Source organism: Jiangella anatolica, from assembly GCF_003236295.1.
Classification (GTDB): Bacteria; Actinomycetota; Actinomycetes; order Jiangellales; family Jiangellaceae; genus Jiangella; species Jiangella anatolica.
Map to the genome: position 1 here is coordinate 1 of NZ_POTW01000046.1, position 25,176 is coordinate 25,176.

Genomic DNA, 25,176 nt, shown 5'->3' on the forward strand with positions numbered 1-25,176 from the left:
GGCCCTGCTCAACACCACCACCAACGATCAACAGGTAGCACCAACAGCACTCCTCACGGCATGATCAGCACAACTCGCTGACCCACACACGTGGACGACCACCTACACCACGTCACGGGACGTCACCGTCGTGGAGCCGGGGGTCAAGTCCAAGCCCCTAGGCGCCGGACTTGAGGCCCGGCTCCACGACCGGACAATGGGCAAGCGAGGGGGCCACCCGAACGGCACGATTCCAACCAACGGCAGCCCGGCGCAACGCAACACCCCGGCGCAACGCAACACCCCGGCGCAACGCAACCTCCCGGCGCAACAGCCCCGGCGACCAGGCCGACGACGCGTTCGCGGCGAGATCTACGCGCCCGCGCCGGCGGCGGCGGTCAGCGCCGGCGAGTAAACGCCCTCATTGACGAGGTCCATGTTGATCATCGCGGCCGCGTCGACGCCGGCGGCGGCGGACTTGATGACGGTCGCGAACACGTCGGCGACGTTGCCGGCGGCCCAGATGCCGGGCACGGACGTCGCGCCCATCGGGTCGACGGTGACGGCGGTGCCGGCGATCATGCCGCCGCGCTCCTGCTCGACCGCCTCGAGCCCGACGCCGGCCATCATGGCCACCCGCGCACGAGGCCACGGCTGCACGACGACGGCGTCGACGGGGACGACGATGCCGCCGGCCAGCTCGACCCCCGTCACCGCGTCGTCCTCGATCCGCAGCGCGGCCACCGGACCCTCGACGACGCGAACGCCGCGGCCGGCGAGGTCGGCCAGCTGGTCCTCGCTGAGCAGCGGGCCGGTGTGTGTGAACAGCGTGACGTCGGCCGACCACTGCCGGAACAGCTGGGCGTGGTGGAACCCGCCGGGCGACGTGGCCAGCACGCCGATCGCCCCGTCGCGGACCTCCCAGCCGTGGCAGTACGGGCAGTGCAGCACGTCACGGCCCCACCGCTCCCGCACGCCGGGCACGTCGGGCAGCTCGTCGACGCCGCCGGTGGCGAGCAGGATCCGCCGCGCCCGCACGGCGTCGCCGGAGCCCAGCCGGACGGTGAAGTCGCCGGCCGCGCCGCTCACCTCATCCACCGTCCCGGCGAGGAACTGCCCGCCGTAGCCCTCGATCTCGGCCCGCCCGGTCCGGTACAGCTCGGCCGGCGCCGCGCCCTCCCGTCCGAGGTAGTTGTGCACGCCGTCGGCGGGCGCGTTGCGTTGCTCGCCGGAGTCGATCACCAGCACCGACCGCCGCGCGCGCGACAGCGTCAGCGCCCCGCTCAGCCCGGCCGCGCCGCCGCCGATCACCACCACGTCGTAACCGTTCTCATTAGTCATGTCACCAGACTGCGCCCGTACCGCGTCAGCTGCAACGATCCTTGCCATTTCGGCAAGCACGGAACAGGTAGAATCGGCAGCAGCGCGGCCGGCGCCGCGCCCGGGTCCGCGGGAAGGGTCGAACCCACTCCGTCAACGTGTGTATCGTCCGAGCCTTTGTGCGGCCGACCGTGCGGACCAGCGGCCCTGTGCACGGAGGTCTCGATGCCCGAACTGCCCGCCCGGCCCGATCTCGGCCACCTGAAGAAGCAGGCCAAACAGCTGCTGCGCGCCTTCCGCGACGGCGACCCGGCGGCGGCCGCCCGGTTCCGCGCCACGGTGCCGCACGCCACTGGGCCGAACTCCACTGGGCCGCAACTGCGCGACGCCCAGTCCTGCGTCGCCCGCGAGTACGGCTTCGCCTCCTGGGCCGCGCTGCGCGAGCACGTCGACGAGGTCCGCGGCCTGACGATGGACGAGTGGCTGCGGCTGGTCTACGCCGGCGACACGATCGGGGGCACGCGGACGCCCCGCCCCGAACTGGCGGTCCGCCGACTGGCCGACGTCGACCGCGCCGGCGCGGAGCGCGCGATCGGGCTCGCCACAGGCGACGTCGCGGCCGTCCGGGCCGCCATCGCCGCCGACCCCGGCTGGGTGCACCGCCCCGGCGGCCCGCTCGGCCTCGCCCCGCTGCTCGCCGTCACCCACTCGTCGCTGGTGCGGCTGCCCGAGTTCGCGCCCGGCCTGCGCGAGAGCGCCCGCACGTTGCTCGCCGCCGGCGCCGACCCGGACCAGTCGCTCACCACGCCCGACGGGCACCTGCTGAGCGCGCTCTACGGCGCCGCCGGCGTCACCCACGACGCCGAGATGACCGTGCTGCTGCTCGACGCCGGCGCCGATCCCGACGACGAGTCGCTCTACCACTCCCTCGACGGCGACCTCGCCTGCACGCGGGCGCTGCTGGCCGCCGGCGCGACGGTGACCGGCACGAACGCGATGTTCCACGTCGCCGACGCGAACAACGCCGACGCGCTGCGGCTGCTGCTGGCGCACGGCGGCGACCCGAACGAGCCGTCGCCGTCGCTGGGCACGCCGCTGCTGTTCGCGATTCGGCGACGGTGCTCGGCGGCGTTCGTGCGGCTGCTGCTCGACGCCGTGGCGGACCCCCACGCCGTCACCCCGGACGGCGTCGGCGCGCACCGGCTGGCGCTGCGCCTCGGCCTGCCGGAGGTCGCCGCCCTGCTGTCGCCCGGCGACGACGAGGACGACCCGCTGGAGGACCTGATCGCCGCCTGCGCTCGCGCCGATGCCGGCGCCGCCAAGGCCCTGCTGGCCGCGAGACCGGGCCTGACCAGCGCACTCGACGCCGGCCAGCGGCGGCTGCTGCCGGACCTGGCCGGCGAGGGCGCCGCCGACGCCGTCCGGGCCATGGTCGAGGCCGGCTGGCCGATCGACACCCGCGGCGGCGACTGGGACGCCACCGCGCTGAACCACGCGGTCATGCGCGGCGACGCCGAGCTGACCCGGTTCCTGCTCGAGCACGGCGCCGACCCGGCCGTCCCGCACGGCTTCGGCGACACCGTCGTCGGCACCCTCTCCTGGGCGTCGCTGAACGACCCGGACAGCCGGATCGACCTCGTCGGCTGCGCCCAGGCCCTGCTCGACCACGGCGTCGTCCCGCCGGCCGGCTACGACTACAGCGACGAGGTCCGGGCGGTGTTCAGCTGAGCGAGGCCGCGTGGTCCGGCACGTGGTTCTGCAGCTCCCGCGGCGGCCGCTGATACCCGTGGGCGGCCGGCCGCGGCGGCAGCTCCAGCGGCCGTCGCTGCACCTCGTGGTACGGGATGGTCGAGATCAGGTGCGCGATCATGTTGATCCGCGCGGACCGCTTGTCCTCGCTCTCGACCACGTACCACGGCGCCTCCGGGATGTCCGTGTGCACGAACATGTCGTCCTTGGCCCGCGAGTAGTCCTCCCAGCGGCTGATCGACTCCAGGTCCATCGGCGACAGCTTCCACCGGCGCATCGGGTCCTCCAGCCGGGACCGGAACCGGCGCTCCTGCTCCGCGTCGCTCACCGAGAACCAGTACTTGCGCAGCAGGATGCCGTCCTCGACCAGCATCCGCTCGAACGTCGGGGCCTGGTTGAGGAAGCGCTGGTACTCCTCCTTCGTGCAGAAGCCCATGACGCGCTCGACGCCGGCGCGGTTGTACCAGCTCCGGTCGAACAGCACGATCTCGCCGGCGGCCGGGAGGTGCTCGACGTAGCGCTGGAAGTACCACTGGCCGCGCTGCCGCTCCGTCGGCGCCGGCAGCGCCGCGATGCGGGCGATGCGCGGGTTCAGGTACTGCGTCACCCGCTTGATCGTGCTGCCCTTGCCGGCCGCGTCGCGTCCCTCGAACACGACGACGACGCGGGCGCCCTCCTGCCGGACCCACTCCTGCAGCGTCACCAGCTGCGCCTGCAGCCGGAACAGCTCCTTCTCGTAGCGCTTCTTCGGCAGCCGCTCGTCCTTCTTCGCCATGTGTCTCTCTTACTCCTCGACGGCGGGCAGCGCGAACTGGCTGTTGTACAGGTCGAAGTAGGCGCCGCGGCGCTCCAGCAGCTCGGCGTGCGAGCCCTGCTCGACGATGGCGCCGTCACGCATGACGAGGATCAGGTCCGCGTCGCGGATGGTGGAGAGCCGGTGCGCGATGACGAAGCTGGTCCGGTCGCTGCGCAGCGCCGCCATGGCGTGTTGGACGAGCACCTCGGTGCGGGTGTCGACCGAGGACGTCGCCTCGTCCAGGATCAGGATCGACGGGTCGGCGAGGAAGGCCCGCGCGATGGTGAGCAACTGCTTCTCACCGGCGCTGATGTTGTCGCCCTCCTCGTCGATGACGGTGTCGTAGCCGTCGGGCAGCGAGTGCACGAACCGGTCGACGTAGGTCGCCTCGGCCGCCGCGCGGATCCGCTCCTCCGGCGCCGACGGGTCGCCGTAGGCGAGGTTCTCGCGGATCGTGCCGCCGAACAGCCAGGTGTCCTGCAGCACCATGCCGATGCTGCCGCGCAGCTCGTCGCGGCTCAGCCCGGCGATGTCGCGGCCGTCGATGGTGATCCGGCCGCCCTGCAGCTCGTAGAACCGCATGATCAGGTTGACCAGCGTCGTCTTCCCGGCACCGGTCGGGCCCACGATCGCCACCGTCTGGCCCGGCTCGGCCACCAGCGAGAGGTCCTCGATCAGCGGCTGGTCCGGGTCGTAGCTGAACGTGACGTGCTCGAACTCGACGCGGCCGCGCGGCGGGTCGTCCAGCGTCGCCGGGCTGGCCGGGTCGGGCACCTGCTCCGGCTCGTCCAGCAGCTGGAACACCCGCTCCGCCGACGCGACGCCGGACTGGAGCAGGTTCGCCATCGAGGCCAGCTGGGTCAGCGGCTGGGTGAACTGCCGGGTGTACTGGACGAACGCCTGCACGTCGCCGAGCGTCATCGTGCCCGACGCCACCCGCAGCCCGCCGACGACGGCGATCGCGACGTAGTTGAGGTTCCCGAGGAAGAACATCGCCGGCATGATCAGCCCGGACACGAACTGGGCACCGAAGCTGGCCTGGTAGAGCTCCTCGTTCTTGCCGGCGAAGGACTGCTCCACCTCGCGCTGCCGGCCGAACACCTGCACCAGCGCGTGACCCGTGTACGCCTCCTCGATCTGCCCGTTCAGCGCGCCGGTGTGCGCCCACTGCGCGACGAACTGCTTCTGCGACCGCTTGGCGATCACCGTCGTCACGATCATCGACAGCGGGATCGTCACCAGCGCGATCAGCGCCAGCAGCGGCGAGATCCAGATCATCATCGCCAGCACGCCGACGACGGTGAGCAGGGAGTTGAGCAGCTGGCTCATCGTCTGCTGGAGGCTCTGCGACACGTTGTCGATGTCGTTGGTGACGCGGCTGAGCACGTCGCCGCGCGAGTTGGCGTCGAAGTACTTCAGCGGCAGGCGATGGATCTTGTCCTCGACGTCGGAGCGCAGCCGGAACACCGTCCGCTGCACGATCGTGTTGAGCAGGTACGCCTGGATCCACATGAACAGCGACGCGCCCACGTACAGCGCCAGCACGCCCAGCAGCACGGTCTGCAGCGCCCCGAAGTCGACGCCCTGACCAGGGACGACGTCCATGCCGGAGAGCATGTCGGCGAACGTGCCCTGCCCGTCGGCGCGCAGGTCCTCGATCGCCTCATCCTTGCTGACGCCCTCGGGCAGCTGGCGGCCGATGACGCCCTGGAAGATCAGGTCGGTGCCGTGGCCGAGCAGCCGCGGGCCGATCGCGTTGAGCGTGACGCTGACGAGCGCCAGCGCGATGACCAGCGCGACGCCGGCCCGCTCCGGCGCCAGCCGGCCGAGCAGCCGCTTCGCCGACGGGACGAAGTCCAGCGCCTTCTGCGGCGGGCCGGCCATGCCGCCAAACGGTCCGCCGCCGCGGCCGAGCGGCCCCGGGCCGCCTGGACCGGCGGGCCGCGCGGGCGCCGTCGTCGTGGTGGGCCTGGACGCGCTCATGCGGCCTCCTCCGCGGTCAGCTGGGACTCGACGATCTCGGCGTACGTCGGGCAGGTCGCCAGCAGCTCGGCGTGCGCGCCGAGCCCGACGACCGCGCCGTCGTCGAGCACGACGATCTGGTCGGCGTCTATGACGGTGGAGATCCGCTGGGCGACGATGACCACCGCGGCGTCGGTCGTGTGCGGCCGCAGCGCCGCCCGCAGCCGGGCGTCGGTGGCGAGGTCGAGCGCTGAGAACGAGTCGTCGAACAGGTAGAGGCCGGGCTTGCGGACCAGCGCGCGGGCGATCGCCAGCCGCTGCCGCTGCCCGCCGGAGACGTTGGTGCCGCCCTGCGCGATCGGCGCGTCCAGGCCCTCCGGCATCTCGCGGACGAAGTCGGCGGCCTGCGCGATCTCCAGCGCCGCCCACAGCTCGTCGTCGGTGGCGTCGGGCTTGCCGTAGCGCAGGTTGCTGGCGACGGTGCCGGAGAACAGGTACGCCCGCTGCGGCACCAGGCCGATCCGCGCCCGCAGCGCCTCGGCGTCGAGCTCGCGCACGTCGACGCCGCCGACCAGCACCCGGCCCGCCGTCACATCGATCAGGCGTGGTACCAGGCTGACCAGCGTCGTCTTGCCCGACCCGGTGCTGCCGACGATCGCGGTCGTGGTGCCCGGCTCGACGGTGAACGTGACGTCGCGCAGCACCGGCGACTCCGCGCCGGGGTAGGCGAACTCGGCGCCGCGCAACTCCAGCGCGACCCGCCGCGGCAGCGTCGTCACCGGCGCCGGCGGCGGCACGACCGAGGACTCGGTGTCGAGCACCTCGCCGATGCGCTCCGCGCACACCGTCGCCCGCGGCACCATGACCAGCATGAACGTCGCCATCATGACCGACATCAGGATCTGCATGAGGTAGGTCAGGAACGCCGTCAGCGCGCCGATCTGCATCTGGCCGTCATCGACCCGGCCGGCGCCGAACCACAGCACCGCCACGCTCGACACGTTGAAGACGAACATCACCCACGGGAACATCAGGGCCATCACGCGGCCGACGTAGAGCGCGGTATCGGTGAGCGCGGTGTTCGCGACGGCGAAGCGGCTGCGCTCCCAGCGTTCGCGGACGAACGCGCGGACCACCCGGATGCCGGTGATCTGCTCGCGCATGACCCGGTTGACGTCGTCGATGCGCTCCTGCATGAGGCGGAAGCCCGGGACCATCCGGCGCACGATCAGCGCGATGCCGACGATCAGCGCGGGCACGCAGACCAGCAGCAGCCAGGCCAGTCCGACGTCCTCGCGCAGCGCCATGATGACGCCGCCGGTCGCCATGATCGGCGCCGTGACCAGCAGTGTGCACGACATCAGCACCAGCATCTGGACCTGCTGGACGTCGTTGGTGTTGCGGGTGATCAGCGACGGCGCGCCGAACCGGCCCACCTCGCGGGCGGAGAACTCGCCGACCCGGTGGAACACGGCCGTGCGCACGTCGCGGCCGAACGCCATCGCCGTCCGCGCGCCGAAGTACACCGCGCCGACCGTGCAGGTGATCTGCACCAGCGTCGCCGCGAGCATCCAGCCGCCCGTGCGCATGATGTAGCCGGTGTCGCCGCGGGCGATGCCGTTGTCGATGATGTCCGCGTTGAGGCTGGGCAGGTAGAGCGAGGCCAGCGTGCCGACGAACTGCAGCACGACGACGGCGGCCAGCCACCGCCGGTACGGGCGCAGGTACGTCCGCAGCAGGGTGATGAGCATGGAGCGGCTCCGGAGTGGAGAGTCGGATTGTGATGGTCGGGCGCCCGTGAGCTGGGACGGCGTCAGGGTGACGGATCGCTGCTGCCGGCGGCGGGGGCCAGGACACCGTGCAGCAGCAGGTCGACGACCCCGGCGGGCGTCATGGGCGTGCGGTCGGTGATGAACGGGTGGAAGCCGGCGAAGCAGAGGATGCGCAGGCGGTGGGCCACCTCGGCCGGCGGCAGCCGCAGGCGGTCGCGGTCGGGCTCGACCAGCTCCTCGAGCAGCGCCATCATCCCGGCGTGCCGGGGCGGGTCGTGGCGGCCGTCGTCGCCGGGTGGACGCTGGAAGCCGATCGCCGCCATCAGCTGGAAGATGCCGGTCAGCCGCTCGTGCAGGATCTGCGTGGCGACGAGCAGCCGGTCCTCCAGCGGCAGGTCGGCGCCGATGGCGGCCAGCCGCCGCTCGGCGTCGCCGGGGTCGAGGGCCGCCTCGAGCGCCTGCCGCAACAGCGTGTCCTTGTCCTCGAAGACGCGGAAGATCGTCCCCTCGGCGATGCCGGCCGCCTCGGCGATCTGGCGCGTGCTGACGTCGAACCCGTGCCGGTGCAGCAGCGGCACCGTCGCCTCGACGATCGCCGCCCGCCGCTGCTCCGGCGACATCGGCGTCGCCCGCGTCCGTCGCGTCTCGGTGGCCATGGGTCAGGATGCTAAGTGAGTGAGGACTCACTCACAAGTGGATTTCGCGGGGTTCGCTCTCCGCTGACAACGGACGGACCGCGCGCCCCACGTCGCCGCGCCCGGGGCCCACCCCACGCCCACCCAACGCCCGCCAGCGCGACATCACGTTGTTGATCATGGAGAAGACCGGCTTCCGAGGCGCCCGAAAGCCCCATTTCTCCATGATCAACTTCGAGGGGGCGGGAAATCCCGCAGGCAGCAGGGGGACGGCCGACGGCCGCAGCCACCTCAACGCCAACTGCAGCAAGACGGCACCCTGCCCAGACCCGACGAGCGGGCGTACGCTCGAAAGCGAAGGGCCGCTGACGAGGAGGTCAGCATGGGTGCGCTACTCGCGATCCTCATCATCCTGGCGATGGTCGGCCTGGTCGGCTACGGCGCCAGCGCCCGCATCGTCCGTCAGTACGAGCGCGGTGTCGTGTTCCGGCTCGGCCGGGTGCACGGCCGGCCGCGCGAGCCGGGGTTCGTGTGGATCGCCCCGTTCGTGGACCAGATGCGCAAGGTCAACGTCCAGATCGTCACGCTGCCGATCCCGGCGCAGGACGGCATCACCCGCGACAACGTGACGGTGCGGGTCGACGCGGTCGTGTACTTCCGGGTGCACGACCCGGTCGACGCGATCGTCGAGGTGCAGGACTACGAGTTCGCCGTCTCGCAGGTCGCCCAGACGTCGCTGCGGTCGATCATCGGCAAGAGCGAGCTGGACGACCTGCTCTCCAACCGCGAGTCGCTGAACCAAGGGCTCGCGCTGATGATCGACAGCCCGGCGGTCGGCTGGGGCATCGAGATCGACCGGGTCGAGATCAAGGACGTCGCGCTGCCGGAGACGATGAAACGTTCCATGTCGCGGCAGGCCGAGGCGGAGCGGGAGCGGCGATCGCGGGTCATCACCGCCGACGGCGAGCTGCAGGCCTCGCACAAGCTCGCCTCGGCCGCGTCGGCGATGTCCGAGACGCCGGCCGTTGCAGCTGCGGCTGCTGCAGACCATCGTCGAGGTGGCCGCCGAGAAGAACTCGACCGTCGTGCTGCCGTTCCCGGTCGAGCTGCTGCGCTTCCTGGAGCATGCGACGGAGAAGCCGGCCACTCCGCCGGCGCCGCCGCCCACGCCGGAGGTGGAGCCGGCCGCGTCCGACCTCAACGGCGCCCGCCAGCTGAGCGTGCCACCGCCGCCGCCACGTCCCTGATCGACAGGTGCTGCTAGGGTCTGCGGCATGTACGCGACCGTGCTCGGCCAGTGGTGGCCCGCCTCCTAGGCGGCTCACCCCCTTCGCGTACCCGACGCAAGCGACCGCCTCACCGAGGCGGTCGTGTCATTTCCGGCACCGTTCGCCCGGTCGAGGCTCGACCGGAAGGAACGACCATGCTGCAGGACCTGCTCGACGATCCCGCTCCGCCGCCGTTCGCGCTGCTCGCCCGCGCCGGCCGGCCCGGCGTGGAGCTGCTGCTCGGCGACCTGGTGGACGTCGACCGGCTGGCGGATCTCCCGCTGCCCGACGGCGACAGCGCGGCCACGCTGGCGCTGATCCCCTACCGGCAGCTGACCGAGCGCGGCTTCGACTGCCACGACGACGGCGCGCCGCTGCGCTGCCTGCGGGTGCACTCGCGCACCACGCTGACCAGGGACGACGTCGTCGCCGCGGTGTCCGGGCCGGTCGACGTGACAGCCGGCGGGTTCGACGTTGCCGACGACGAGTACGCCGACATCGTCGGGCGGGTGATCCGCGACGAGATCGGCCACGGCGCCGGCGCGAACTTCGTCATCCGGCGCGACTACCTGGCCCGGCTGACCGGCTCCGTCCCGCACGCGGCGCTGCGGCTGTTCGGCCGGCTCCTCACCGGCGAGCCGGGCGCCTACTGGACGTTCGCGGTGCATGCCGGCGACGTGACGATGGTCGGCGCGACGCCGGAGCGGCACGTCAGCGTCGACGACGGCACCGTCGTCATGAACCCGATCAGCGGCACCTACCGCGTGCCGTCCGGCGGCGCGACCGCCGGCGACCTGCTCCGCTTCCTCGCCGACCCGAAGGAGACCGAGGAGCTGTTCATGGTCGTCGACGAGGAGCTGAAGATGATGAGCGCCGTCTGCGAGGACGGCGGACGCGTGCTCGGGCCGTACCTCAAGCCGATGCGGCACCTGATCCACACCGAGTACCTGCTGGAGGGCACGACCCGGCTGGACGTGCGCGACGTGCTGCGCGAGACCATGTTCGCCCCGACGGTGACCGGGTCGCCGCTGGAGAACGCGGCCCGGGTGATCACCCGCTACGAGCCGAACGGGCGCGGCTACTACGCGGGCGTCGCGGCGCTGATCGAGGCCGACGGCGACCGGCTCACCGTCGACGCGCCGATCCTCATCCGCACCGCGTACCTGGAGCCGGACGGGACCGTGCGGGTGCCGGTCGGCGCGACGCTGGTGCGGCACTCCGTCGCCGGGCACGAGGTGGCCGAGACGCACGCGAAGGCCGCCGGCGTGCTGACGGCGCTCGCTGGGAGGTCGGCGCCGCCGGCTCCAGCTGGTCAGCTGGCGAATGATCCTGCGATCGCCGCCGCGCTGACCGCTCGCAACCGCACTCTGGCGCCGTTCTGGCTGCGGCCGCAGGGGCAGGACGAGCGGCCGGCGCTGGACGGGCGGTCGGTGCTGATCGTCGACGCCGAGGACCGGTGGACGGCGATGCTCGCGCACCTGCTGCGCCGGCTCGGCATGCGCGCGGACGTGCGCCGCTGGTCCGACGTGGCGCCGGCCGACGGCGACGCGTACGACCTGGTGCTGTCCGGCCCCGGCCCGGGCGACCCGCGCGACGTCGGCGATCGGCGGATCGCCCGGCTGCACGACGTCGTCCGCGAGCGACTCGCGGCGGGGCGGCCGCTGCTGGCCGTCTGCCTCAGCCACCAGGTGCTGGCCGCGACGCTCGGGCTGCCGCTGGGCCCGCTGCCGCAGCCGTACCAGGGCACCCAGCGGGCGGTGCCGCTGTTCGGCCGGGAGACGCGGGTCGGGTTCTACAACACCTATGCGGCCTGGCTGCCGGCCGGCACGGCTCCGCCGGCGGAGGCCGAGGTCGCGGCGCATCCGGAGACCGGCGAGGTCGTGGCGCTGCGCGGCGCCGGGTTCGCGTCGGTGCAGTTCCACCTGGAGTCGATCCTGTCCACCGAGGGGATCGACCTGCTGGCCGAGCTGGTGACCGGCGTCCTGGCGCCGGTCGGCGATGGACGGGCGGTCCGCGCCTGACCGATCTGGCCTAGTATCCGGGCATGGACGTCCCTGTCGTGACCGAAGAGCTGGTACGGCAGTTGCGGGACGGCTATCCCCACGCCGCGCTCGTGTACGCCGGCGACGGCGTGCTGCTGGTCCGCCACCCGCGCGGTGGCGTGGTCGAGGGCGAGCCGCTCTACGGTTCGCAGCGGTTCGAGTCCTGGCGGCCCGCCGCGGGCGGCCAGGCGCTGTCCGACCGCGAGCACGCCGCCCGACTGACGGCGCAGCTCACACCGGCCATCGAGGAACTGGTCGCGCACGAGCGGGCCGAGGCGATCCTCGGCCTGCTCGGCGCGTACACCGGTCCGGACATCTGGGCCGACGTGATCGAGCAGCTGCCCGACTTCGACCACCGCATCCCGGCCGAGTACCCGAGCTATGTCCGGTCCGCCTACGACCAGCGCCACCACGACGCCACCGCCACCACCGCCGAGTTCGTCGCGCTCGGCGAGCGCGTGACGTTCTCGCTGGACCGCCGCGAGAACCGCTGGCGGGCCACGTACACCAAGGGCGGCTGAACCGGCTCAGCCCGGCTCCGCGTCCAGCCGCTGCTGCACCTCGTCGGCGCTGAGGTCCTCGGTCTGCCGGGACACGATCCACTGGATGCCGAACGGGTCGCGCAGCCGGCCCTGCCGCATGCCGTACGACTGGTCGTCGATCGGGAAGACGACGGTCGCGCCCGCCTGCTCCAGCGCGGCCCCGACGGCGTCCGGGTCGGCCACCTCCAGCGTGAACAGCGCGCCGGCCGCCGGGTCGTGCTCGTCGGCGTCCTTGATCGACAGCGTGCTGGCGCCGACGCGGAATTCGGCGTACACCACCCGCCCGCCCGGCCCGGCGTACCGGACGCCGGGCTCGGCACCGAGCGCGCGGCGGTAGAAGTCGAGGGCACGGTCGGCGCCGTCGACGACGAGCTTCGGGATCACGGTGAGATCGCTCATGACCCCATCGTCACCCCCGCGGCCGCGACGCGCTTGGAGAAAACGGTCAGCCCGAGGACTTCACGTACCGGTGAGCGGTGGGGCTGCGCCATCGGGTCGTACCGTCCGGCTGACGTCTCGGCGTCCAGCGCCCGTGGTGTTTGAGCAGGTGGTGTGTCGTGCAGAGGGCGTGCAGGTTGCCGGGCGCGGTGCTGCCGCCGGCGGCGAACGGGACGATGTGGTCGAGGTCGGCGGCCCGGGCCGGCCGGTGGCAGCCGGGCATGCGGCACGTCCGGTCGCGGGCGGTGATGAAGTCGGCCAGCGCCTGGCTCGGCCGGTACTTCCTCCGGCCGAGGTCGAGCAGCTGTCCGGTACCGGGGTCGGTGCGCAGCCAGGTCCACACGCCCTCGGCGGCCAGCGTGCGGGCCACGTGAGCGGGGACGGGCCCGTAGCCCTCCAGCTCGCCCGGCTGGTCGTCGAGACCGTCGAGGGTGCTGAGCGGGACGGTGACTGCACCGCGACCGGTCGCCGGCGCGGCACGGCGCCGGACGGCCGCGGCGCCGGTACGCCGGCCGCCTCAGCCGACCCGGCTGCTGCCCCGGCAGGCGAGTCCACCGTTGCGGGCGTTCCAGCCGGGACGCCGGTGGCGACCGCGTCAGCGCAGGAGCTCAGCGCCGCCCACGCGAGCTCGGCCAGTGCGTCGGCCCGGCGCTGGTCGCTCGACCGGGCGGGCACACCAGCCGCCGCGTCGGCGCGCTTGGCGTCGGCCGCCGCGACGTTCAGCACCGTCGTCAGGGCCGTCGCGTCGTCGGCCGGCAGCAGCGCCTCCAGGAACGCCATGCCGTCCGACGCCGGGGTCACCGCCACGTACCGGCCGTCCCGGGCGATCCGGTGCCGCTCGGCCACCTCCACCGGCGCCAGCTCGTGCAACCGCCGCCTCACCAGCCTCCGCAACGCCACCGCGTCCAGCGCGGGCGCCTTCGGCAGCACCGCCGCCTCGACCCGCGCCCGCACCGCCGGACCCTGCCCGCCCAGCTCGTCGATGATCACCCTGGCGCGGCGCACGTCGATCGACCCCGCCGAGAGGGCCGCGTGCGTGGCGGGGAAGTCCGCGACCAACTGCAGCGCGTGCCCGACCAGGTTCTCGGCCTGCCGGACCGTCCGCTGGCAGCGTGCGGCCACCTCGGCCGCGGTCGTCGTGACCGGGTTCACCGAGCGGCAGCCCGTCTCGACCGGCCGCAGTTCCGGCCGCGCCGCCAGCTCGGCGAGCACGTCCGCCTCCTTGGCCGCCACCCAGGCGGTCAGCTCGGCGCCGGCCTCGACGAGGTCGTGGGCGGCGGCCGCGCCGGAGTCGAACGCGGCCAGGACGGCGGCCAGCTCGGCGCCGGTCGGCAGGCGGTCCGCGTCGGCGGGCAGGACACCGGCCGACCGCTCCAGGAATCCCGGCTCGACGCCGCCGCCGACCAGGTCGGCAGGGTCCACTCGCACCCAGTCGAAGGTGTCCGGATGCCACGCCACCAGCGTGCCCGTCACCGGGTCGGCACCCGACGACGGAGCAGGCAGCAGCGCTTCCTCGAACATGAGACCAAGCCTACCGCCACCCTCCGACAAGATCCATTCGAGCGGAGCGGCCGACTGGATCAGCGCAGCGGGACGTGGTTGTGCTCGGCGGCCGAGCGCGGGACGTACCGGAGGGGCGTCAGGCCCGTCAGCGCGCGGAAGTCGTTGATCAGGTGCGCCTGGTCGAAGTAACCGTGCCGGGCCGCCACCTCGGCCCAGTCCGGCGCCGGGCGGTCCGGCGTCGTCGCGGCCCGGAGCACCCGCTGCAGTCGCCGGACCCGGCCGAACTGCTTCGGCGACAGCCCGACGGCGGCGCGGAACCGGCGCCGCAGCGTGGACTCCGACGCGTCGACGGTGGCGGCGACGGCGTGCACGGGGACGCCGCGGTCCAGCGCCGCGACGGCGTACGCCAGCGCGCCGTCCGGGCGGTCCGGTCCGCCGGCCGCCCGCAACCGGCCGAGCAGCACGCGTTCCAGCACGTCCAGCCGCTCCCCCGGCGTCGCCGCGGTGAGCACCCGCTCGCGCACGCTGCCACCCTCGGCGCCCCACCACTCGTCCAGCGGCGTGACCGGATCGGTCAGCTCCGCCGCCGGCACGGCGCCGAACGCCACGATGCCGCCGGGCCGGAACACGACCCCCGCGGTGAACGACTGGTCGGCCGTGTCGACGCCGATCGGCCGGGCCAGCGGCGCGCAGACACCGGCGCCGCCGACGCCGCGAGGAACCGTGAGGTCAGGACCGTCGTACCAGTTCAGCCGGTCGGCGGCGAGGTTGACGACGAGCTGGGCCGCGCCGGTGGGCAGGGTGCGGTCGCGGCCGGGCGGCAGCGGCTCGTCGACGTACCAGAGATGCTCGACGAACGGTGCGAGCGCGGCGTGGGGCCGGCGCGCGCGCACGTCAGTCGCTGCGGCCGGTGACCGCCAGCCGGGCGCCCAGCCCGATCATCGCCACGCCGCCGACGGCGCTGAAGTGGCCCAGCCGCCCCGGCGAGCGCGCGAACCAGTCGCGCGCGGTGCCGGCGCCGACCGCCCAGCAGCTGTCCATCAGGAACGCCATCACGGTGAACACGGCGCCGAACAGCAGCATCTGCACGCTCGGGGCCGCGCCCGAGGGATCGACGAACTGCGGGAGGACGGCGGCGAAGAACACGATGACCTTCGGGTTCGTCAGCCCGACGACGAACCCCTCGCGCGCGGCCCGGCGGACGCTGGTGATCCGGACCGCGCCGGCCGCCGCGTCGGCGAACGACTTGCGGTGCCGGATCGCCTGCACGCCCAGGTAGACGAGGTACGCGGCGCCGGCGAACTTGATCACCGTGAACACCACGATCGACCGCTCGACGATCGCGCCGAGCCCGAAGGCGACGGCCACCGCCTGCAGCATCGCGCCGATGGAGTTGCCGGCGGCGGACGCGATGCCGCCGCGCCGGCCGAGCACGAGCGCCCGGCCGACGGTGAACAGCACACTCGGCCCGGGGATCGCGATGAGCACGAACGAACTGATGACGAACGCCAGCAGGTGCGTGGTCGAGATCATCGCGATGCCCTTTCGGCCGGTGTGCGGAGGACCGCGTCAGCGCGCGGCGGTGCCCTCGGTGTAGTCGTCGTCGCTGGTCTTCACCCAGGACATCAGCTTGCGCAGCTCGCGGCCGGTGGCCTCGATCGGGTGCGCCTCGCCCTCGGCGCGCAGCCGCTTGAAGTCCGGCGCGCCGGCGTCCTGGTCGGCGATGAAGCCGGCCGCCCACGACCCGTCCTGGATCGCCGTCAGCGCGTCCTTCATGCGCTCCTTCACCGACGCGTCGATGATCTTCGGGCCGGTTGTGTAGTCGCCGTACTCGGCGGTGTCCGACACGCTCCAGCGCTGCTTGGCGATGCCGCCCTCGTACATGAGGTCGACGATCAGCTTCAGCTCGTGCAGCACCTCGAAGTAGGCGACCTCGGGCTGGTAGCCGGCCTCGGTCATGACCTCGAACCCGGCCTGGACCAGGTGCGACACGCCGCCGCAGAGCACCGTCTGCTCACCGAACAGGTCGGTCTCGGTCTCCTCGGCGAACGTCGTGCCGATGCCGCCGGCGCGCAGCCCGCCGATGCCCTTGGCGTAGGACAGCGCGAGCGCCAGCGCCTGGCCGGACGCGTCCTGCTCGACGGCGACCAGCACCGGCACGCCGCGGCCGTCGGCGAACTCGCGTCGCACCAGGTGGCCCGGGCCCTTCGGCGCGACCATCGCGACGTCGACGTCGGCCGGCGGCTTGATGTAGCCGAACCGGATGTTGAAGCCGTGGCCGAAGAAGAGCGCGTCGCCCTCCTGCAGGTTCGGCTCGATGTCGTTGGCGTAGATGTGCCGCTGCACGTGGTCAGGCGCCAGGATCATGATGAGGTCGGCCTCGGCGGCCGCCTCGGCCGGCGTCACGACGCGCAGGCCCTCGGCCTCGGCCTTGGCCCGGCTCTTCGAGCCCTCCTGCAGGCCGACGCGGACGTCCACGCCGGAGTCGCGCAGGCTCAGCGCGTGGGCGTGGCCCTGGCTTCCATAGCCGATGACGGCGACGACCCGCCCCTGGATGACCGAGAGGTCGGCGTCGTCGTCGTAGTACATCTCTGCCACGAGGGCGTCTCCTTCTATCTGTGGGTTTCTATGCGACGCGGTCGACGGGTCGCAGCGCGCGGTCGGTGATGGAGCGCGATCCGCGTCCCACCGCCACCACACCGGACTGCACCAGCTCGCGGATGCCGTACGGTTCCAGCACCTTGAGCAACGCGCTCAGCTTGTCAGACGAGCCGGTCGCCTCGATCGTCACCGCGTCGGTCGCCACGTCGACGACCTTGGCGCGGAACAGCTCGACCGTCTGCAGCACGTGCGGACGGGTGTCGTTGTCCGTGCGCACCTTGACCAGCACCAGCTCGCGCTGGACCGACTGGCCCGGGTCGAGCTCGACGATCTTGAGCACGTTGACCAGCTTGTTCAGCTGCTTGGTGACCTGCTCCAGCGGCGAGTCCTCGACGTCGACGACGACGGTCATGCGCGACACCGACGGGTGCTCCGTCGGGCCGACCGCGAGCGAGTCGATGTTGAAGCCGCGGCGGGAGAACAGCGCGGCGATGCGTGCGAGCACGCCGGGCTTGTTCTCGACCAGCACCGACAGCGTGTGCTTGCTCATCAGTCCTCGCTCCTGTCCCATTCCGGCGCCATGCCGCGGGCGATCTGGATCTCGTCGTTGCTGGTGCCGGCCGCGACCATCGGCCAGACCATGGCGTCGCGGTGCACGCCGAAGTCGACCACGACCGGCCGGTCGTCGACGGCCATCGCCTTCTCGATGGTGGCGTCGACGTCCTCGGCGGTGTCGCAGCGCAGCCCGACGCAGCCGTAGGCCTCGGCCAGCTTGGCGAAGTCGGGGATGCGGCGGCTGTCGAGGTCGGTGTTGGAGTAGCGGCCGTCGTAGAACAGCGTCTGCCACTGCCGGACCATGCCGAGGCTCTCGTTGTTGATGACGGCGACCTTGATCGGGATGCCCTCGATCGCGCAGGTGGCCAGCTCCTGGTTGGTCATCTGGAAGCAGCCGTCGCCGTCGATCGCCCACACGGTGGCGTCGGGCCGCCCCGTCTTCGCGCCCATCGCGGCCGGGACCGCGTAGCCCATCGTCCCGGCGCCGCCGGAGTTCAGCCACGTGTTCGGGTGCTCGTAGGAGATGTACTGCGAGGCCCACATCTGGTGCTGCCCGACACCGGCGACGTAGATCGCGTCGGGGCCGACCAGCTTGCCTAGCCGCTCGATGACGTACTGCGGCATCAGCTCGCCGCCCTCGGACGGCGTGTAGCCGAGCGGGAAGTTCTCGCGCCACTGGTCCAGCTGACGCCACCAGCCGGTGAGGTCCGCGCGGGTCCCGGCGGCGAACTCGGCCTCGATGGCCGGGATCAGCTCGCCGATGACCTCCTTGCAGTCGCCGACGATCGGGACGTCGGCGACGCGGTTCTTGGAGATCTCGGCCGGGTCGATGTCGGCGTGGATGACGGCGGCGTTCGGCGCGAACGACGACAGCTTCCCCGTCACGCGGTCGTCGAACCGGGCGCCCAGCGCGATCAGCAGATCGGCCTTCTGCAGCGCCGTCACCGCCGCGACGGCGCCGTGCATGCCGGGCATGCCCAGGTGCTGGCGGTGGCTGTCGGGGAACGCGCCGCGCGCCGTCAGCGTCGTCACGATCGGGAAGCCGGTGACCTCGGCCAGCCGGGCCAGCTCGGCCCAGGCGCGGGCGCGCAGCACGCCGCCGCCCACGTAAAGGACCGGCCGCTTCGCCGACGCCATCAGCCGGGCCGCCTCGCGGACCTGCTTGGCGTGCGGACGCGTCACCGGCCGGTAGCCCGGCAGGTCCAGCTCGACCGGCCAGCGGAACGTCGTCATCGCCTGCATCGCGTCCTTGGCGACGTCGACGAGGACCGGCCCGGGCCGGCCGGTGCCGGCGATGTGGAACGCCTCGGCGATCGTCCGCGGGATCTCCGCCGGGTCGGTGACCAGGTAGTTGTGCTTGGTGATCGGCATCGTGATGCCGCGGATGTCGGCCTCCTGGAACGCGTCGGTCCCGATGGCGGCCGACGCGACCTGGCCGGTGACCGCGACCATGGGGACGGAGTCCATGTGCGCGTCCGCGATCGGCGTCACCAGGTTCGTCGCGCCCGGCCCGGAGGTGGCCATGCAGACGCCGACCTTCCCCGTCGCCAGCGCGTAGCCCTCGGCCGCGTGGCCGGCGCCCTGCTCGTGGCGGACCAGGATGTGCCGGATCTGCTGCGAGTCGAGCAGCGGGTCATACGCCGGGAGAATGGCGCCGCCGGGAATGCCGAATACGGTGTCGACGCCGACCGCCTCGAGCGAGCGGATGAGGCTCGCGGCGCCCGACATCGTCGTCCCGTTGTCCCTGGCTGGCTGTCCCTGCGGCATGGCCGGACCCTTCTGCAGTGTAGTCGTCTGTGCGTGTCGAGCGGTCCCGTGCAACAAAAAACCCCCCGGCCCTGGTGGGCTGACGAGGGGTAGCGCGTCGGCTGGTTCGCCTGACGCGCTAGTGAAGTACGAGAATGCCGAAACGCACGAATGCACCGTCCCTCACCCGGAGGGTGCGAGTCAAGGCGGTTACCCGGATGTCTCAGCATCCGGTACGACCGTCCGCATCGCGGTCGGATGACAATTCTTGCCATCGCGCGCTAGCCTCACGTCATGACCACGATGAACATCTCGCTGCCCGACGCACTCAAGGCGTTCGTCGAGCAACAGGTCACCGAACGTGGCTACGGCACCAGCAGTGAGTATGTCCGCGAGCTGATCCGGCGCGACCTGGACCGGCAGGAGCTGCGTCGGCTCGTGCTGGAGGGCGCCGAGTCCGAGCCCGCCGACGTCGCCGACGCCTGGTACTTCGAGCGGTTGCGCGCCCGCGTCCGTCCGCCGGCCGACGCGTGACCGACCGGCGGGTCCGCCTGCGTGAGCGAGCCGCGTGGGACGTCGACGAGGCGCTCGCCCACTACCTGAAGGAGCACGCGGAGCAGGCGGCGCTCGACTTCGTCGACGCCCTCGAGCGTGTCTACCTGCTGATCGGCCGTCATCCGGGCGCGGGCTCGGCGCGCTCCGGCCATGAGCTCGACCTGCCGGGACTGCGCACCGCCCCGGTCGAGGGCTTCCCGTACCTCGTCTTCTACGTCGAGCGCGCGGACCACGTCGACGTCTGGCGGGTCCTGCACACGAGGCGGGACATCCCGGCGTCGTTCGAAGCTCACACCGGGTCGTAGTCGAAGGCGGGCAGGCCGTCGAGGCTGGTGGCGTTCTTCAGGCGGCGGTACTCGGCGCGGCCGTCCGCGCCCTTGCGCTCCATGTGCGTCTGCAGCAGGTCGCGCTCGCCGGTGTACTCCATGAACGGGACGCCGTAGCCGCATGAGTCCGACACGCGGTGGACGTCGACGACGATGACGGCGCGGGCGCCGCGGCGGTCGGGGAACAGCTCGACGAGCGAGGCGAACTCGTTGTCGTAGAGGGTGACGAAGCGGCCGGTGCCGTGCAGCCGGACGACGTTGGGCGGACCGGCGAACGCGCAGAACATCAGCGTGATCCGGCCGTTCTCGCGCAGGTGCGCGATGGTCTCCGCGCCGCTGGCGGTGTAGTCGAGGTAGGCGACGGTGTGCTCGTCGAGCACCACGAACGAGCCGCCGATCCCCTTCGGCGACACGTTGACGTGGCCGTCCGGCCCGGTCGGCGCCGTCGCGACGAAGAACACGTGCTGCGCCTCGATGAAGTCGCGGAGCCGGCCACTGATCGATTCATGAACCTTGCCCACGGTCGCACCTTACCGACGCCGGCCCGCCGGGCGCAGCGACGGCCGTCACAGCCCCAGGACGCTGCGGCGCACCAACGCGCTCCCGGTCAGCTCCGCCGAGCTCCCGGACGCCACGATGCGGCCCTCGGCCAGCACGTATCCGCGCGCCGACACCTCCAGCGCCCGCTCGACGTCCTGCTCGACCAGCAGCACGCTGACGCCGTCGGCGTTGATGGCGCGGATCGCGTCGAACACCTCGTCGACGACGACGGGGGCCAGGCCCAGCGACGGCTCGTCCATGAGCAGCAGCCGCGGCTGGGCGAGCAGCGCCCGGCCGATGGCCAGCATCTGCTGCTCGCCGCCGCTGAGGCTCCCGGCCAGTTGCGACGACCGCTCGGCCAAGCGGGGGAACAACGAGTGCACCCGTGCCAGCCCATCGGCCAGCCCCGGCCGCGCCGAACGCCGGTACGCCCCCAGCACCAGGTTGTCGTGCACCGTCATGCGGGCGAAGACGCGGCGGCCCTCGGGCACGAGCGCCACGCCGTGGTCGCCGACCCGGTGCGCGGGCACCCGGGTGAGGTCGACGCCGTCGACGGCGATCGTGCCGCGGGTCGAGCGGTGCAGCCCGGCGATCGACTGGACCAGCGTCGACTTGCCGGCGCCGTTGGGTCCGACGATGCTGACGACCTCGCCGTCGGCCACGGACAGGTCGACGCCCCACAGCGCCTGCGCCTGGCCGTACCAGGCCTCGAGCTCACGTACCTCGAGCATGGGCGTGCCTCCCCAGGTAGGCGCGGATGACGTCGGGGTCGTTCATGACCGTCCGCGGGTCTCCGTCGGCCAGCAGCGCGCCCTGGTTCAGCACGACGACGCGCGTGGCCAGCTGGTTCACCACGCGCAGCAGGTGCTCGACGATGACGATGGTGATGCCGGTCGCGTGGATGCGGCGGACGACGGCGACGGCGGCGTCGATCTCGGCCGGGTTGAGCCCGGCCAGCGCCTCGTCGAGCAGCAGCACCTTCGGTTTCGTGGCGATCGCGCGGGCCATCTCGAGCAGCTGCCGCTCGTGCAGGTTGATCTCGGCCGGCTTGGCGTCGGCCAGGTGCCGCAGGTGGACGACGTCGAGACACGCCTCGGCCTCCTCGCGCGCGCCGGCGAGCGGCCGCGGCGAGCGCCCGAACATGATCGCCATGGCGACGTTGTCCCGGACGGTCATCGACTCGAACGGCTTCGGGATCTGGTGCGTACGGCTGACGCCCACGTGCGCGATGCGGTGCGGCGCCAGCCCGACGATGTCGCGCCCGGCCACGGCGATCGACCCGCTGGTCGGCCGCAACGCCCCGGAGAGCAGGTTGACCAGCGTCGTCTTGCCCGACCCGTTCGGCCCGACCAGCCCGACCAGCTCGCCCGCGCGGATCCGCAGGCTCACGCCGTCGAGCGCCCGGACGCCGCCGAAGTACTTCGCGACGTCGCGGCACTCGACCAGCACCTCCCCGGGCTCGGCGTCGGCGGCGACCGGCACGGCCCCGGCCGCCTCCTCAGGCGCGACGGGGGCAGCCGCCGGACGGCGCTCGGCCGCGACCGGCGCCCGCGCCCGGCCAGGCCAGAGCACGACGGCGACTGCGGCCAGCACGCCGGCCACGAACCAGTCCAGCGGCCCGCCCCACGAGTCGACGACCGCCAGGACCCCCGTCACCGCCACGAGCGCGACGGCCGCCTGCCAGGGCCGCCGCCACAGCCGGGCCTGCAACCCGTCGGGCGCGACCACGACCAGCACGGCCAGGATCGCGCCCAGCACGATGAGGTTCCAGCCCTCGAACCCCGACGCGGACAGCCGGTCCTGGATGAGCACGATGACGACGGCGCCGAGCACCGGCCCGACCCAGTGGGTCCGCCCGCCCAGCACGCTCATCACGATGACGAACAGCGGGATCGTCAGCCCGAACACACTCTCGACCGTGACGAAGCCGATCTGCAGGGCGAACAGGCTGCCGGCCGCGCCGCCGATCAGCCCGGTCACGGCGATGGCCAGCATCTTGTAGCGGAACGTCGCGACGCCCAGCCCTTCGGCAACGTCCTCGGCGTCGCGGATCGACGCCAGCGCCCAGCCGAACCGGGTGTGCTGGATGGCGAACGCCGCCGCGACCGCCGCCACGGCCACGACGAGGTTCAGCAGGTAGAGGAAGTCCTGGAACTGCGCCAGCCAGTCGGGGTACTCCGCGACCGGCACGATCACGCCCTGGCCGCCGTCGATCTCGCTGTTGACCCGGGCCAGCGCGGCCAGGATGAACGGGACGGCCAGCGTCAGCAGCGCGAAGATCTCGCCGCGGAACGAGCGCAGCCGGAAGGCCAGCGCGCCCACGAGCAGCGCCAGCAGCGCCGAGAACACCGCCGCGACCGGCACCGTCAGGTAGAAGTCGACGCCGTGCCGGCCGCCCAGCACCGCCGTCGTGTACGCACCCACCCCGACGAAGGCGCCCTGCCCGAAGCTGAAGTAGCCGCTGTAGCCGGACAGCACGTTCCAGCTGGTCGCCTGCGCGATCCAGAACAACGCGGTCGACGCCAGCACCAGGTAGAAGATCGGCAGGCCGAGGTCCTCGCGCCACACCGCCAGCGCCGCCAGCACGGCGAACACCAGCGCGAACCCGCCGAGCCCGCGGGCCATCATCGTGCACCCCGAGAGGCGGGGGTCAGCAGCCCGTGCGGCCGGAACAGCAGCGCCAGGATGATCGCCGAGAACAGCACCAGCGGCGACAGCGCCGGCGACCACGTGGCCGACACCACCGCCGACAGCGTCCCCACCAGCACGCCGGCCAGCAGCACGCCGCCCACCTGTCCGATGCCGCCCAGGATCACCACGGCGAACACGATCCCGATCCACTCGAAGGGAGTCGACGGCGTCACGGCGTTGCCGAGCGCGAAGAGCATGCCGGCGACCGCTGCGGATGCCGCCGACAGCCCCGCCAGCACCATGCCGAGCCGGCGGTGGTCGATGCCGAACGCCGAGGCGACGGCGCGGTCCTCGGCGAACGCCCGCAGCGCCCGGCCGGCGAACGTGCGCCGCAGCACCTGGTCGGCCGCCACCACGATGACCACCGCGAAGACGAACGCGATCAGCGTCGGCGCCGGGAACACGAACCGCCCGATCGACACCGACCCCGTCGCGTACGGGTTGACGTCGCCCTCCATGCGCTGGAAGTCCGCGCTCCACACGTTGCTCACCGTCTGCATGACGATGATCAGCAGGCCGAAGCTGACCAGCAGCGACGCGAACCCCTCGACGCCGAGCCGGTCGAAGGCCCACTGCAGGCCGGCGCCCACGAGGAACATCAGCGGCACCGTCACGACGATGGTGAGGATCGGGTCGAGGCCCCACGACGTGGCCAGCTCGAAGGTCAGGTAGGCGCCGACGAGGATCAGCCCGAAGTGCGCCAGGTTGATGACCCGCAGCATGCCCCACGTCAGGGACAGGCCCGCGGCCATGACCGCGAACATGCCCCCGACGAGCGCCCCGCTGAGCGCGGCCTGCAGTGTCGTCATACGACTCCCGTCCGAACCGTCACGAGCCCGGAAGGCTCAGCCGACCGGCGGCTGGAGCTGCGCAGCCGCACGGTCGGCCGGCCAGACCATGACCCAGTCGCCGTCCTGGATCTGCTTCAGGCCCTGGTTGCTCGGCCAGAAGTTGTTGTCGTCCGGGTTGAAGTCGAGGTGGCCGCTGAACGTGGTGTCGGCGCCGTTCTCGTGCAGGTAGTCGCACATGGCCTGCTGGTCGGTGTCGCCCGCGCCCTCGACGGCGGCGACGAGGATCTCCCAGGCGTTCCAGGACGCCGTCGCCTGCGTCTCGAAGGCGGTGTACGGCAGCCCCTCGGCGGTGGCGCGTGCCTCGAACTCGTCGACGATCGCCTGCGCCTCGGGCCCGGCCTGCTGGATCAGCGCGTCGTTCGGCTCGAAGATCGACACCGAGAGCAGGCCGTCGGCGACGTCGCCCAGGCCCAGCAGCGGGCCCGGCGCCGGGAACAGGCTGAACATCAGCGGCGGCCGGTAGTCCAGCTGCTCCATCGCCTGCAACAGGTTGACGGGGTCGACGGCCAGCCCGCTGTTGAACACGAAGTCGGGGTCGGCGTCGCGGATCTGCGCGGCGATGGGCGCCCAGTCGGTGGTGTCCGGTGGGTACCTGATCTCGGCGACGACCTCGTAGCCGCGCTCCTCGGCGATCGGGACCGCGCCCGCGTCGCCGTCGTCGTCGGGCGAGCCCTGGGCGATGAAGTCGGTCGACCCGCCCTGGTTGATGACGAACGCGACCCGCTCGGGCGGCGTGGGCAGGCTCTCGAGCGCGTCGAAGACCTGCTCGGGGACGTACTCGTTGGGCTCCGGCCCGATGGACCAGGCCGGGAACTGGCACTCGTACGTCATGAGCGGCGCGAGCACGGCCGTGTGCTGCGGCATCGTGAAGCCGTGCCGCTCGGCGACGGCCATGGCCGAGATGATGTTCGGCGTGGCGTAGGGCCCGATGATGAGGTCGACGCCCTCCTGGCCGATGAGCCGCTCGTACAGCGCCGTGACCTGCGCCTGGTCGGACTCGTCGTCGAGCACCATCCACTCGACCGGCCGGCCGAGCAGCCCGCCGCTCTCGTTCAGCTGCTCGACGAATTGCTCGCCGGCGATCTGGTGGATGATGCCCGTCGGGCCGAAGGCGCCGGTCAGCGAGAGGGTGGAGCCGACGACGATCGGGTCCCCGCTCGGCGCGCCGGTGTCGCCCGCCGGACTCTCGGCCGCGCCTGGCGAGGGCTCGGCCTCGGGCTCGTCGTCTGCGCAGGCGGCGGTGATGAACAGCGTCAACGCCGCCGTCGCGGACAGGGCGGTCAGCGAACGGGTCCTCATGTCGGT

At 72.4% G+C, this 25,176-nt stretch carries 22 protein-coding genes and 2 pseudogenes; 6 read left to right on the plus strand and 18 right to left on the minus strand.

Annotated elements, in window-relative coordinates:
• Positions 1 to 351 precede the first annotated feature (351 nt).
• Entirely contained in the window at positions 352 to 1,320 is a 969-nt protein-coding gene (locus C1I92_RS18435; RefSeq protein ID WP_111256118.1) for an NAD(P)/FAD-dependent oxidoreductase, read from the minus strand.
• Between the two features lie 204 nt (positions 1,321 to 1,524).
• On the opposite strand from C1I92_RS18435, the gene C1I92_RS18440 reads away from it, so the two are divergent.
• Positions 1,525 to 3,027, plus strand: a complete 1,503-nt coding sequence (locus C1I92_RS18440) for an ankyrin repeat domain-containing protein (RefSeq protein WP_111256119.1) — start codon at positions 1,525 to 1,527, stop codon at positions 3,025 to 3,027.
• On the opposite strand, the gene ppk2 is transcribed toward C1I92_RS18440, so the two are convergent.
• The 4 genes from ppk2 to C1I92_RS18460 all read right to left on the minus strand — a co-directional run bounded on the left by ppk2 (position 3,020) and on the right by C1I92_RS18460 (position 8,234).
• A complete protein-coding gene (gene ppk2, locus C1I92_RS18445; RefSeq protein WP_111256120.1) occupies positions 3,020 to 3,823 on the minus strand; it encodes a polyphosphate kinase 2 in 804 nt (267 codons plus the stop codon). The two genes, C1I92_RS18440 and ppk2, sit on opposite strands and share 8 nt — an antisense overlap.
• Before the next feature lie 9 nt (positions 3,824 to 3,832).
• On the minus strand, positions 3,833 to 5,827 hold the full coding sequence (locus C1I92_RS18450) for an ABC transporter ATP-binding protein (RefSeq protein ID WP_111256121.1): 1,995 nt from the start codon (positions 5,825 to 5,827) through the stop codon (positions 3,833 to 3,835).
• Positions 5,824 to 7,557, minus strand: a complete 1,734-nt coding sequence (locus tag C1I92_RS18455) for an ABC transporter ATP-binding protein (protein WP_111256122.1) — start codon at positions 7,555 to 7,557, stop codon at positions 5,824 to 5,826. Before C1I92_RS18455 ends, C1I92_RS18450 begins: the two co-directional genes overlap by 4 nt.
• Positions 7,558 to 7,619: 62 nt before the next feature.
• Positions 7,620 to 8,234, minus strand: a complete 615-nt coding sequence (locus tag C1I92_RS18460) for a TetR/AcrR family transcriptional regulator (RefSeq protein ID WP_111256123.1) — start codon at positions 8,232 to 8,234, stop codon at positions 7,620 to 7,622.
• Between the two features lie 361 nt (positions 8,235 to 8,595).
• Here C1I92_RS18460 and C1I92_RS18465 point away from each other — a divergent pair.
• From C1I92_RS18465 to C1I92_RS18475, 3 genes and pseudogenes are all read left to right on the plus strand, one after another.
• A pseudogene (locus C1I92_RS18465) lies at positions 8,596 to 9,460 on the plus strand (slipin family protein).
• 176 nt (positions 9,461 to 9,636) lie between these two features.
• Positions 9,637 to 11,502, plus strand: a complete 1,866-nt coding sequence (locus C1I92_RS18470) for an anthranilate synthase family protein (RefSeq protein ID WP_111256124.1) — start codon at positions 9,637 to 9,639, stop codon at positions 11,500 to 11,502.
• Positions 11,503 to 11,525: 23 nt separating this feature from the next.
• A complete protein-coding gene (locus C1I92_RS18475) occupies positions 11,526 to 12,044 on the plus strand; it encodes a hypothetical protein (protein WP_111256125.1) in 519 nt (172 codons plus the stop codon).
• 6 nt (positions 12,045 to 12,050) lie between these two features.
• On the opposite strand, the gene C1I92_RS18480 is transcribed toward C1I92_RS18475, so the two are convergent.
• From C1I92_RS18480 to C1I92_RS18510, 8 genes and pseudogenes are all read right to left on the minus strand, one after another.
• Positions 12,051 to 12,464 carry a VOC family protein gene (locus tag C1I92_RS18480; RefSeq protein WP_111256126.1) on the minus strand — a complete coding sequence of 138 codons (414 nt, stop codon included), beginning with the start codon at positions 12,462 to 12,464 and terminating at the stop codon, positions 12,051 to 12,053.
• A 46-nt stretch (positions 12,465 to 12,510) separates the two neighbouring features.
• Positions 12,511 to 12,903: an HNH endonuclease signature motif containing protein gene (locus C1I92_RS35645; protein ID WP_369124119.1), complete on the minus strand. Its 393-nt coding sequence runs from the start codon at positions 12,901 to 12,903 to the stop codon at positions 12,511 to 12,513.
• Between the two features lie 164 nt (positions 12,904 to 13,067).
• Positions 13,068 to 14,024: pseudogene (locus C1I92_RS35650) on the minus strand (DUF222 domain-containing protein); the annotation flags it as partial.
• Positions 14,025 to 14,083: 59 nt separating this feature from the next.
• Positions 14,084 to 14,899 carry a helix-turn-helix domain-containing protein gene (locus C1I92_RS18490; protein ID WP_111256128.1) on the minus strand — a complete coding sequence of 272 codons (816 nt, stop codon included), beginning with the start codon at positions 14,897 to 14,899 and terminating at the stop codon, positions 14,084 to 14,086.
• Between the two features lies 1 nt (position 14,900).
• Positions 14,901 to 15,539 carry a LysE family translocator gene (locus C1I92_RS18495; protein ID WP_111256129.1) on the minus strand — a complete coding sequence of 213 codons (639 nt, stop codon included), beginning with the start codon at positions 15,537 to 15,539 and terminating at the stop codon, positions 14,901 to 14,903.
• A gap of 36 nt (positions 15,540 to 15,575) precedes the next feature.
• Positions 15,576 to 16,595 (minus strand): ketol-acid reductoisomerase, encoded by a 1,020-nt coding sequence (gene ilvC, locus C1I92_RS18500; RefSeq protein ID WP_111256130.1) that lies wholly within the window; start codon positions 16,593 to 16,595, stop codon positions 15,576 to 15,578.
• A 37-nt stretch (positions 16,596 to 16,632) separates the two neighbouring features.
• A complete protein-coding gene (gene ilvN, locus C1I92_RS18505) occupies positions 16,633 to 17,157 on the minus strand; it encodes an acetolactate synthase small subunit (RefSeq protein ID WP_111256131.1) in 525 nt (174 codons plus the stop codon).
• The gene (locus C1I92_RS18510; protein ID WP_369124120.1) at positions 17,157 to 18,947 is read right to left on the minus strand and encodes an acetolactate synthase large subunit; all 1,791 of its coding nucleotides are present in this window, start codon (positions 18,945 to 18,947) and stop codon (positions 17,157 to 17,159) included. Before C1I92_RS18510 ends, ilvN begins: the two co-directional genes overlap by 1 nt.
• Before the next feature lie 255 nt (positions 18,948 to 19,202).
• Here C1I92_RS18510 and C1I92_RS18515 point away from each other — a divergent pair, with 255 nt between their 5' ends.
• Together C1I92_RS18515 and C1I92_RS18520 are read left to right on the plus strand one after the other, a co-directional pair.
• Entirely contained in the window at positions 19,203 to 19,442 is a 240-nt protein-coding gene (locus C1I92_RS18515; RefSeq protein ID WP_111256133.1) for a type II toxin-antitoxin system ParD family antitoxin, read from the plus strand.
• Positions 19,439 to 19,768: a type II toxin-antitoxin system RelE/ParE family toxin gene (locus C1I92_RS18520; protein ID WP_111256134.1), complete on the plus strand. Its 330-nt coding sequence runs from the start codon at positions 19,439 to 19,441 to the stop codon at positions 19,766 to 19,768. Before C1I92_RS18515 ends, C1I92_RS18520 begins: the two co-directional genes overlap by 4 nt.
• Here the strand turns inward: C1I92_RS18520 and C1I92_RS18525 are convergent.
• Genes C1I92_RS18525 through C1I92_RS18545 form a run of 5 tightly spaced genes read right to left on the minus strand, consistent with a single transcriptional unit; the run spans position 19,753 to position 25,170 of the window.
• A complete protein-coding gene (locus C1I92_RS18525) occupies positions 19,753 to 20,310 on the minus strand; it encodes a pyridoxamine 5'-phosphate oxidase family protein (RefSeq protein ID WP_111256135.1) in 558 nt (185 codons plus the stop codon). The two genes, C1I92_RS18520 and C1I92_RS18525, sit on opposite strands and share 16 nt — an antisense overlap.
• A gap of 45 nt (positions 20,311 to 20,355) precedes the next feature.
• Positions 20,356 to 21,060 (minus strand): ABC transporter ATP-binding protein, encoded by a 705-nt coding sequence (locus C1I92_RS18530; protein ID WP_111256136.1) that lies wholly within the window; start codon positions 21,058 to 21,060, stop codon positions 20,356 to 20,358.
• Positions 21,044 to 22,957 (minus strand): branched-chain amino acid ABC transporter ATP-binding protein/permease, encoded by a 1,914-nt coding sequence (locus tag C1I92_RS18535; protein WP_111256137.1) that lies wholly within the window; start codon positions 22,955 to 22,957, stop codon positions 21,044 to 21,046. The genes C1I92_RS18530 and C1I92_RS18535 overlap by 17 nt, the downstream gene beginning before the upstream one ends.
• Complete coding sequence (locus C1I92_RS18540) at positions 22,954 to 23,829, minus strand: branched-chain amino acid ABC transporter permease (protein ID WP_111256138.1); 876 nt, start codon at positions 23,827 to 23,829, stop codon at positions 22,954 to 22,956. The genes C1I92_RS18535 and C1I92_RS18540 overlap by 4 nt, the downstream gene beginning before the upstream one ends.
• A 36-nt stretch (positions 23,830 to 23,865) precedes the next feature.
• The gene (locus C1I92_RS18545) at positions 23,866 to 25,170 is read right to left on the minus strand and encodes an amino acid ABC transporter substrate-binding protein (protein WP_111256139.1); all 1,305 of its coding nucleotides are present in this window, start codon (positions 25,168 to 25,170) and stop codon (positions 23,866 to 23,868) included.
• Positions 25,171 to 25,176 lie beyond the last annotated feature (6 nt).

Coding starts and splice junctions, on each gene's coding strand:
- C1I92_RS18515 (WP_111256133.1), top strand. CDS start 19,203: ATGACCACGATGAACATCTCGCTGCCCGACGCACTCAAGGCGTTCGTC.
- C1I92_RS18540 (WP_111256138.1), bottom strand. CDS start 23,829: ATGACGACACTGCAGGCCGCGCTCAGCGGGGCGCTCGTCGGGGGCATG.
- C1I92_RS18435 (WP_111256118.1), bottom strand. CDS start 1,320: ATGACTAATGAGAACGGTTACGACGTGGTGGTGATCGGCGGCGGCGCG.
- ilvC (WP_111256130.1), bottom strand. CDS start 16,595: ATGTACTACGACGACGACGCCGACCTCTCGGTCATCCAGGGGCGGGTC.
- C1I92_RS18480 (WP_111256126.1), bottom strand. CDS start 12,464: ATGAGCGATCTCACCGTGATCCCGAAGCTCGTCGTCGACGGCGCCGAC.
- C1I92_RS18455 (WP_111256122.1), bottom strand. CDS start 7,557: ATGCTCATCACCCTGCTGCGGACGTACCTGCGCCCGTACCGGCGGTGG.
- C1I92_RS18495 (WP_111256129.1), bottom strand. CDS start 15,539: ATGATCTCGACCACGCACCTGCTGGCGTTCGTCATCAGTTCGTTCGTG.
- ppk2 (WP_111256120.1), bottom strand. CDS start 3,823: ATGGCGAAGAAGGACGAGCGGCTGCCGAAGAAGCGCTACGAGAAGGAG.
- C1I92_RS18460 (WP_111256123.1), bottom strand. CDS start 8,234: ATGGCCACCGAGACGCGACGGACGCGGGCGACGCCGATGTCGCCGGAG.
- C1I92_RS18545 (WP_111256139.1), bottom strand. CDS start 25,170: ATGAGGACCCGTTCGCTGACCGCCCTGTCCGCGACGGCGGCGTTGACG.
- C1I92_RS18450 (WP_111256121.1), bottom strand. CDS start 5,827: ATGAGCGCGTCCAGGCCCACCACGACGACGGCGCCCGCGCGGCCCGCC.
- C1I92_RS18530 (WP_111256136.1), bottom strand. CDS start 21,060: ATGCTCGAGGTACGTGAGCTCGAGGCCTGGTACGGCCAGGCGCAGGCG.
- C1I92_RS18440 (WP_111256119.1), top strand. CDS start 1,525: ATGCCCGAACTGCCCGCCCGGCCCGATCTCGGCCACCTGAAGAAGCAG.
- C1I92_RS18470 (WP_111256124.1), top strand. CDS start 9,637: ATGCTGCAGGACCTGCTCGACGATCCCGCTCCGCCGCCGTTCGCGCTG.
- ilvN (WP_111256131.1), bottom strand. CDS start 17,157: ATGAGCAAGCACACGCTGTCGGTGCTGGTCGAGAACAAGCCCGGCGTG.
- C1I92_RS18535 (WP_111256137.1), bottom strand. CDS start 22,957: ATGATGGCCCGCGGGCTCGGCGGGTTCGCGCTGGTGTTCGCCGTGCTG.
- C1I92_RS18475 (WP_111256125.1), top strand. CDS start 11,526: ATGGACGTCCCTGTCGTGACCGAAGAGCTGGTACGGCAGTTGCGGGAC.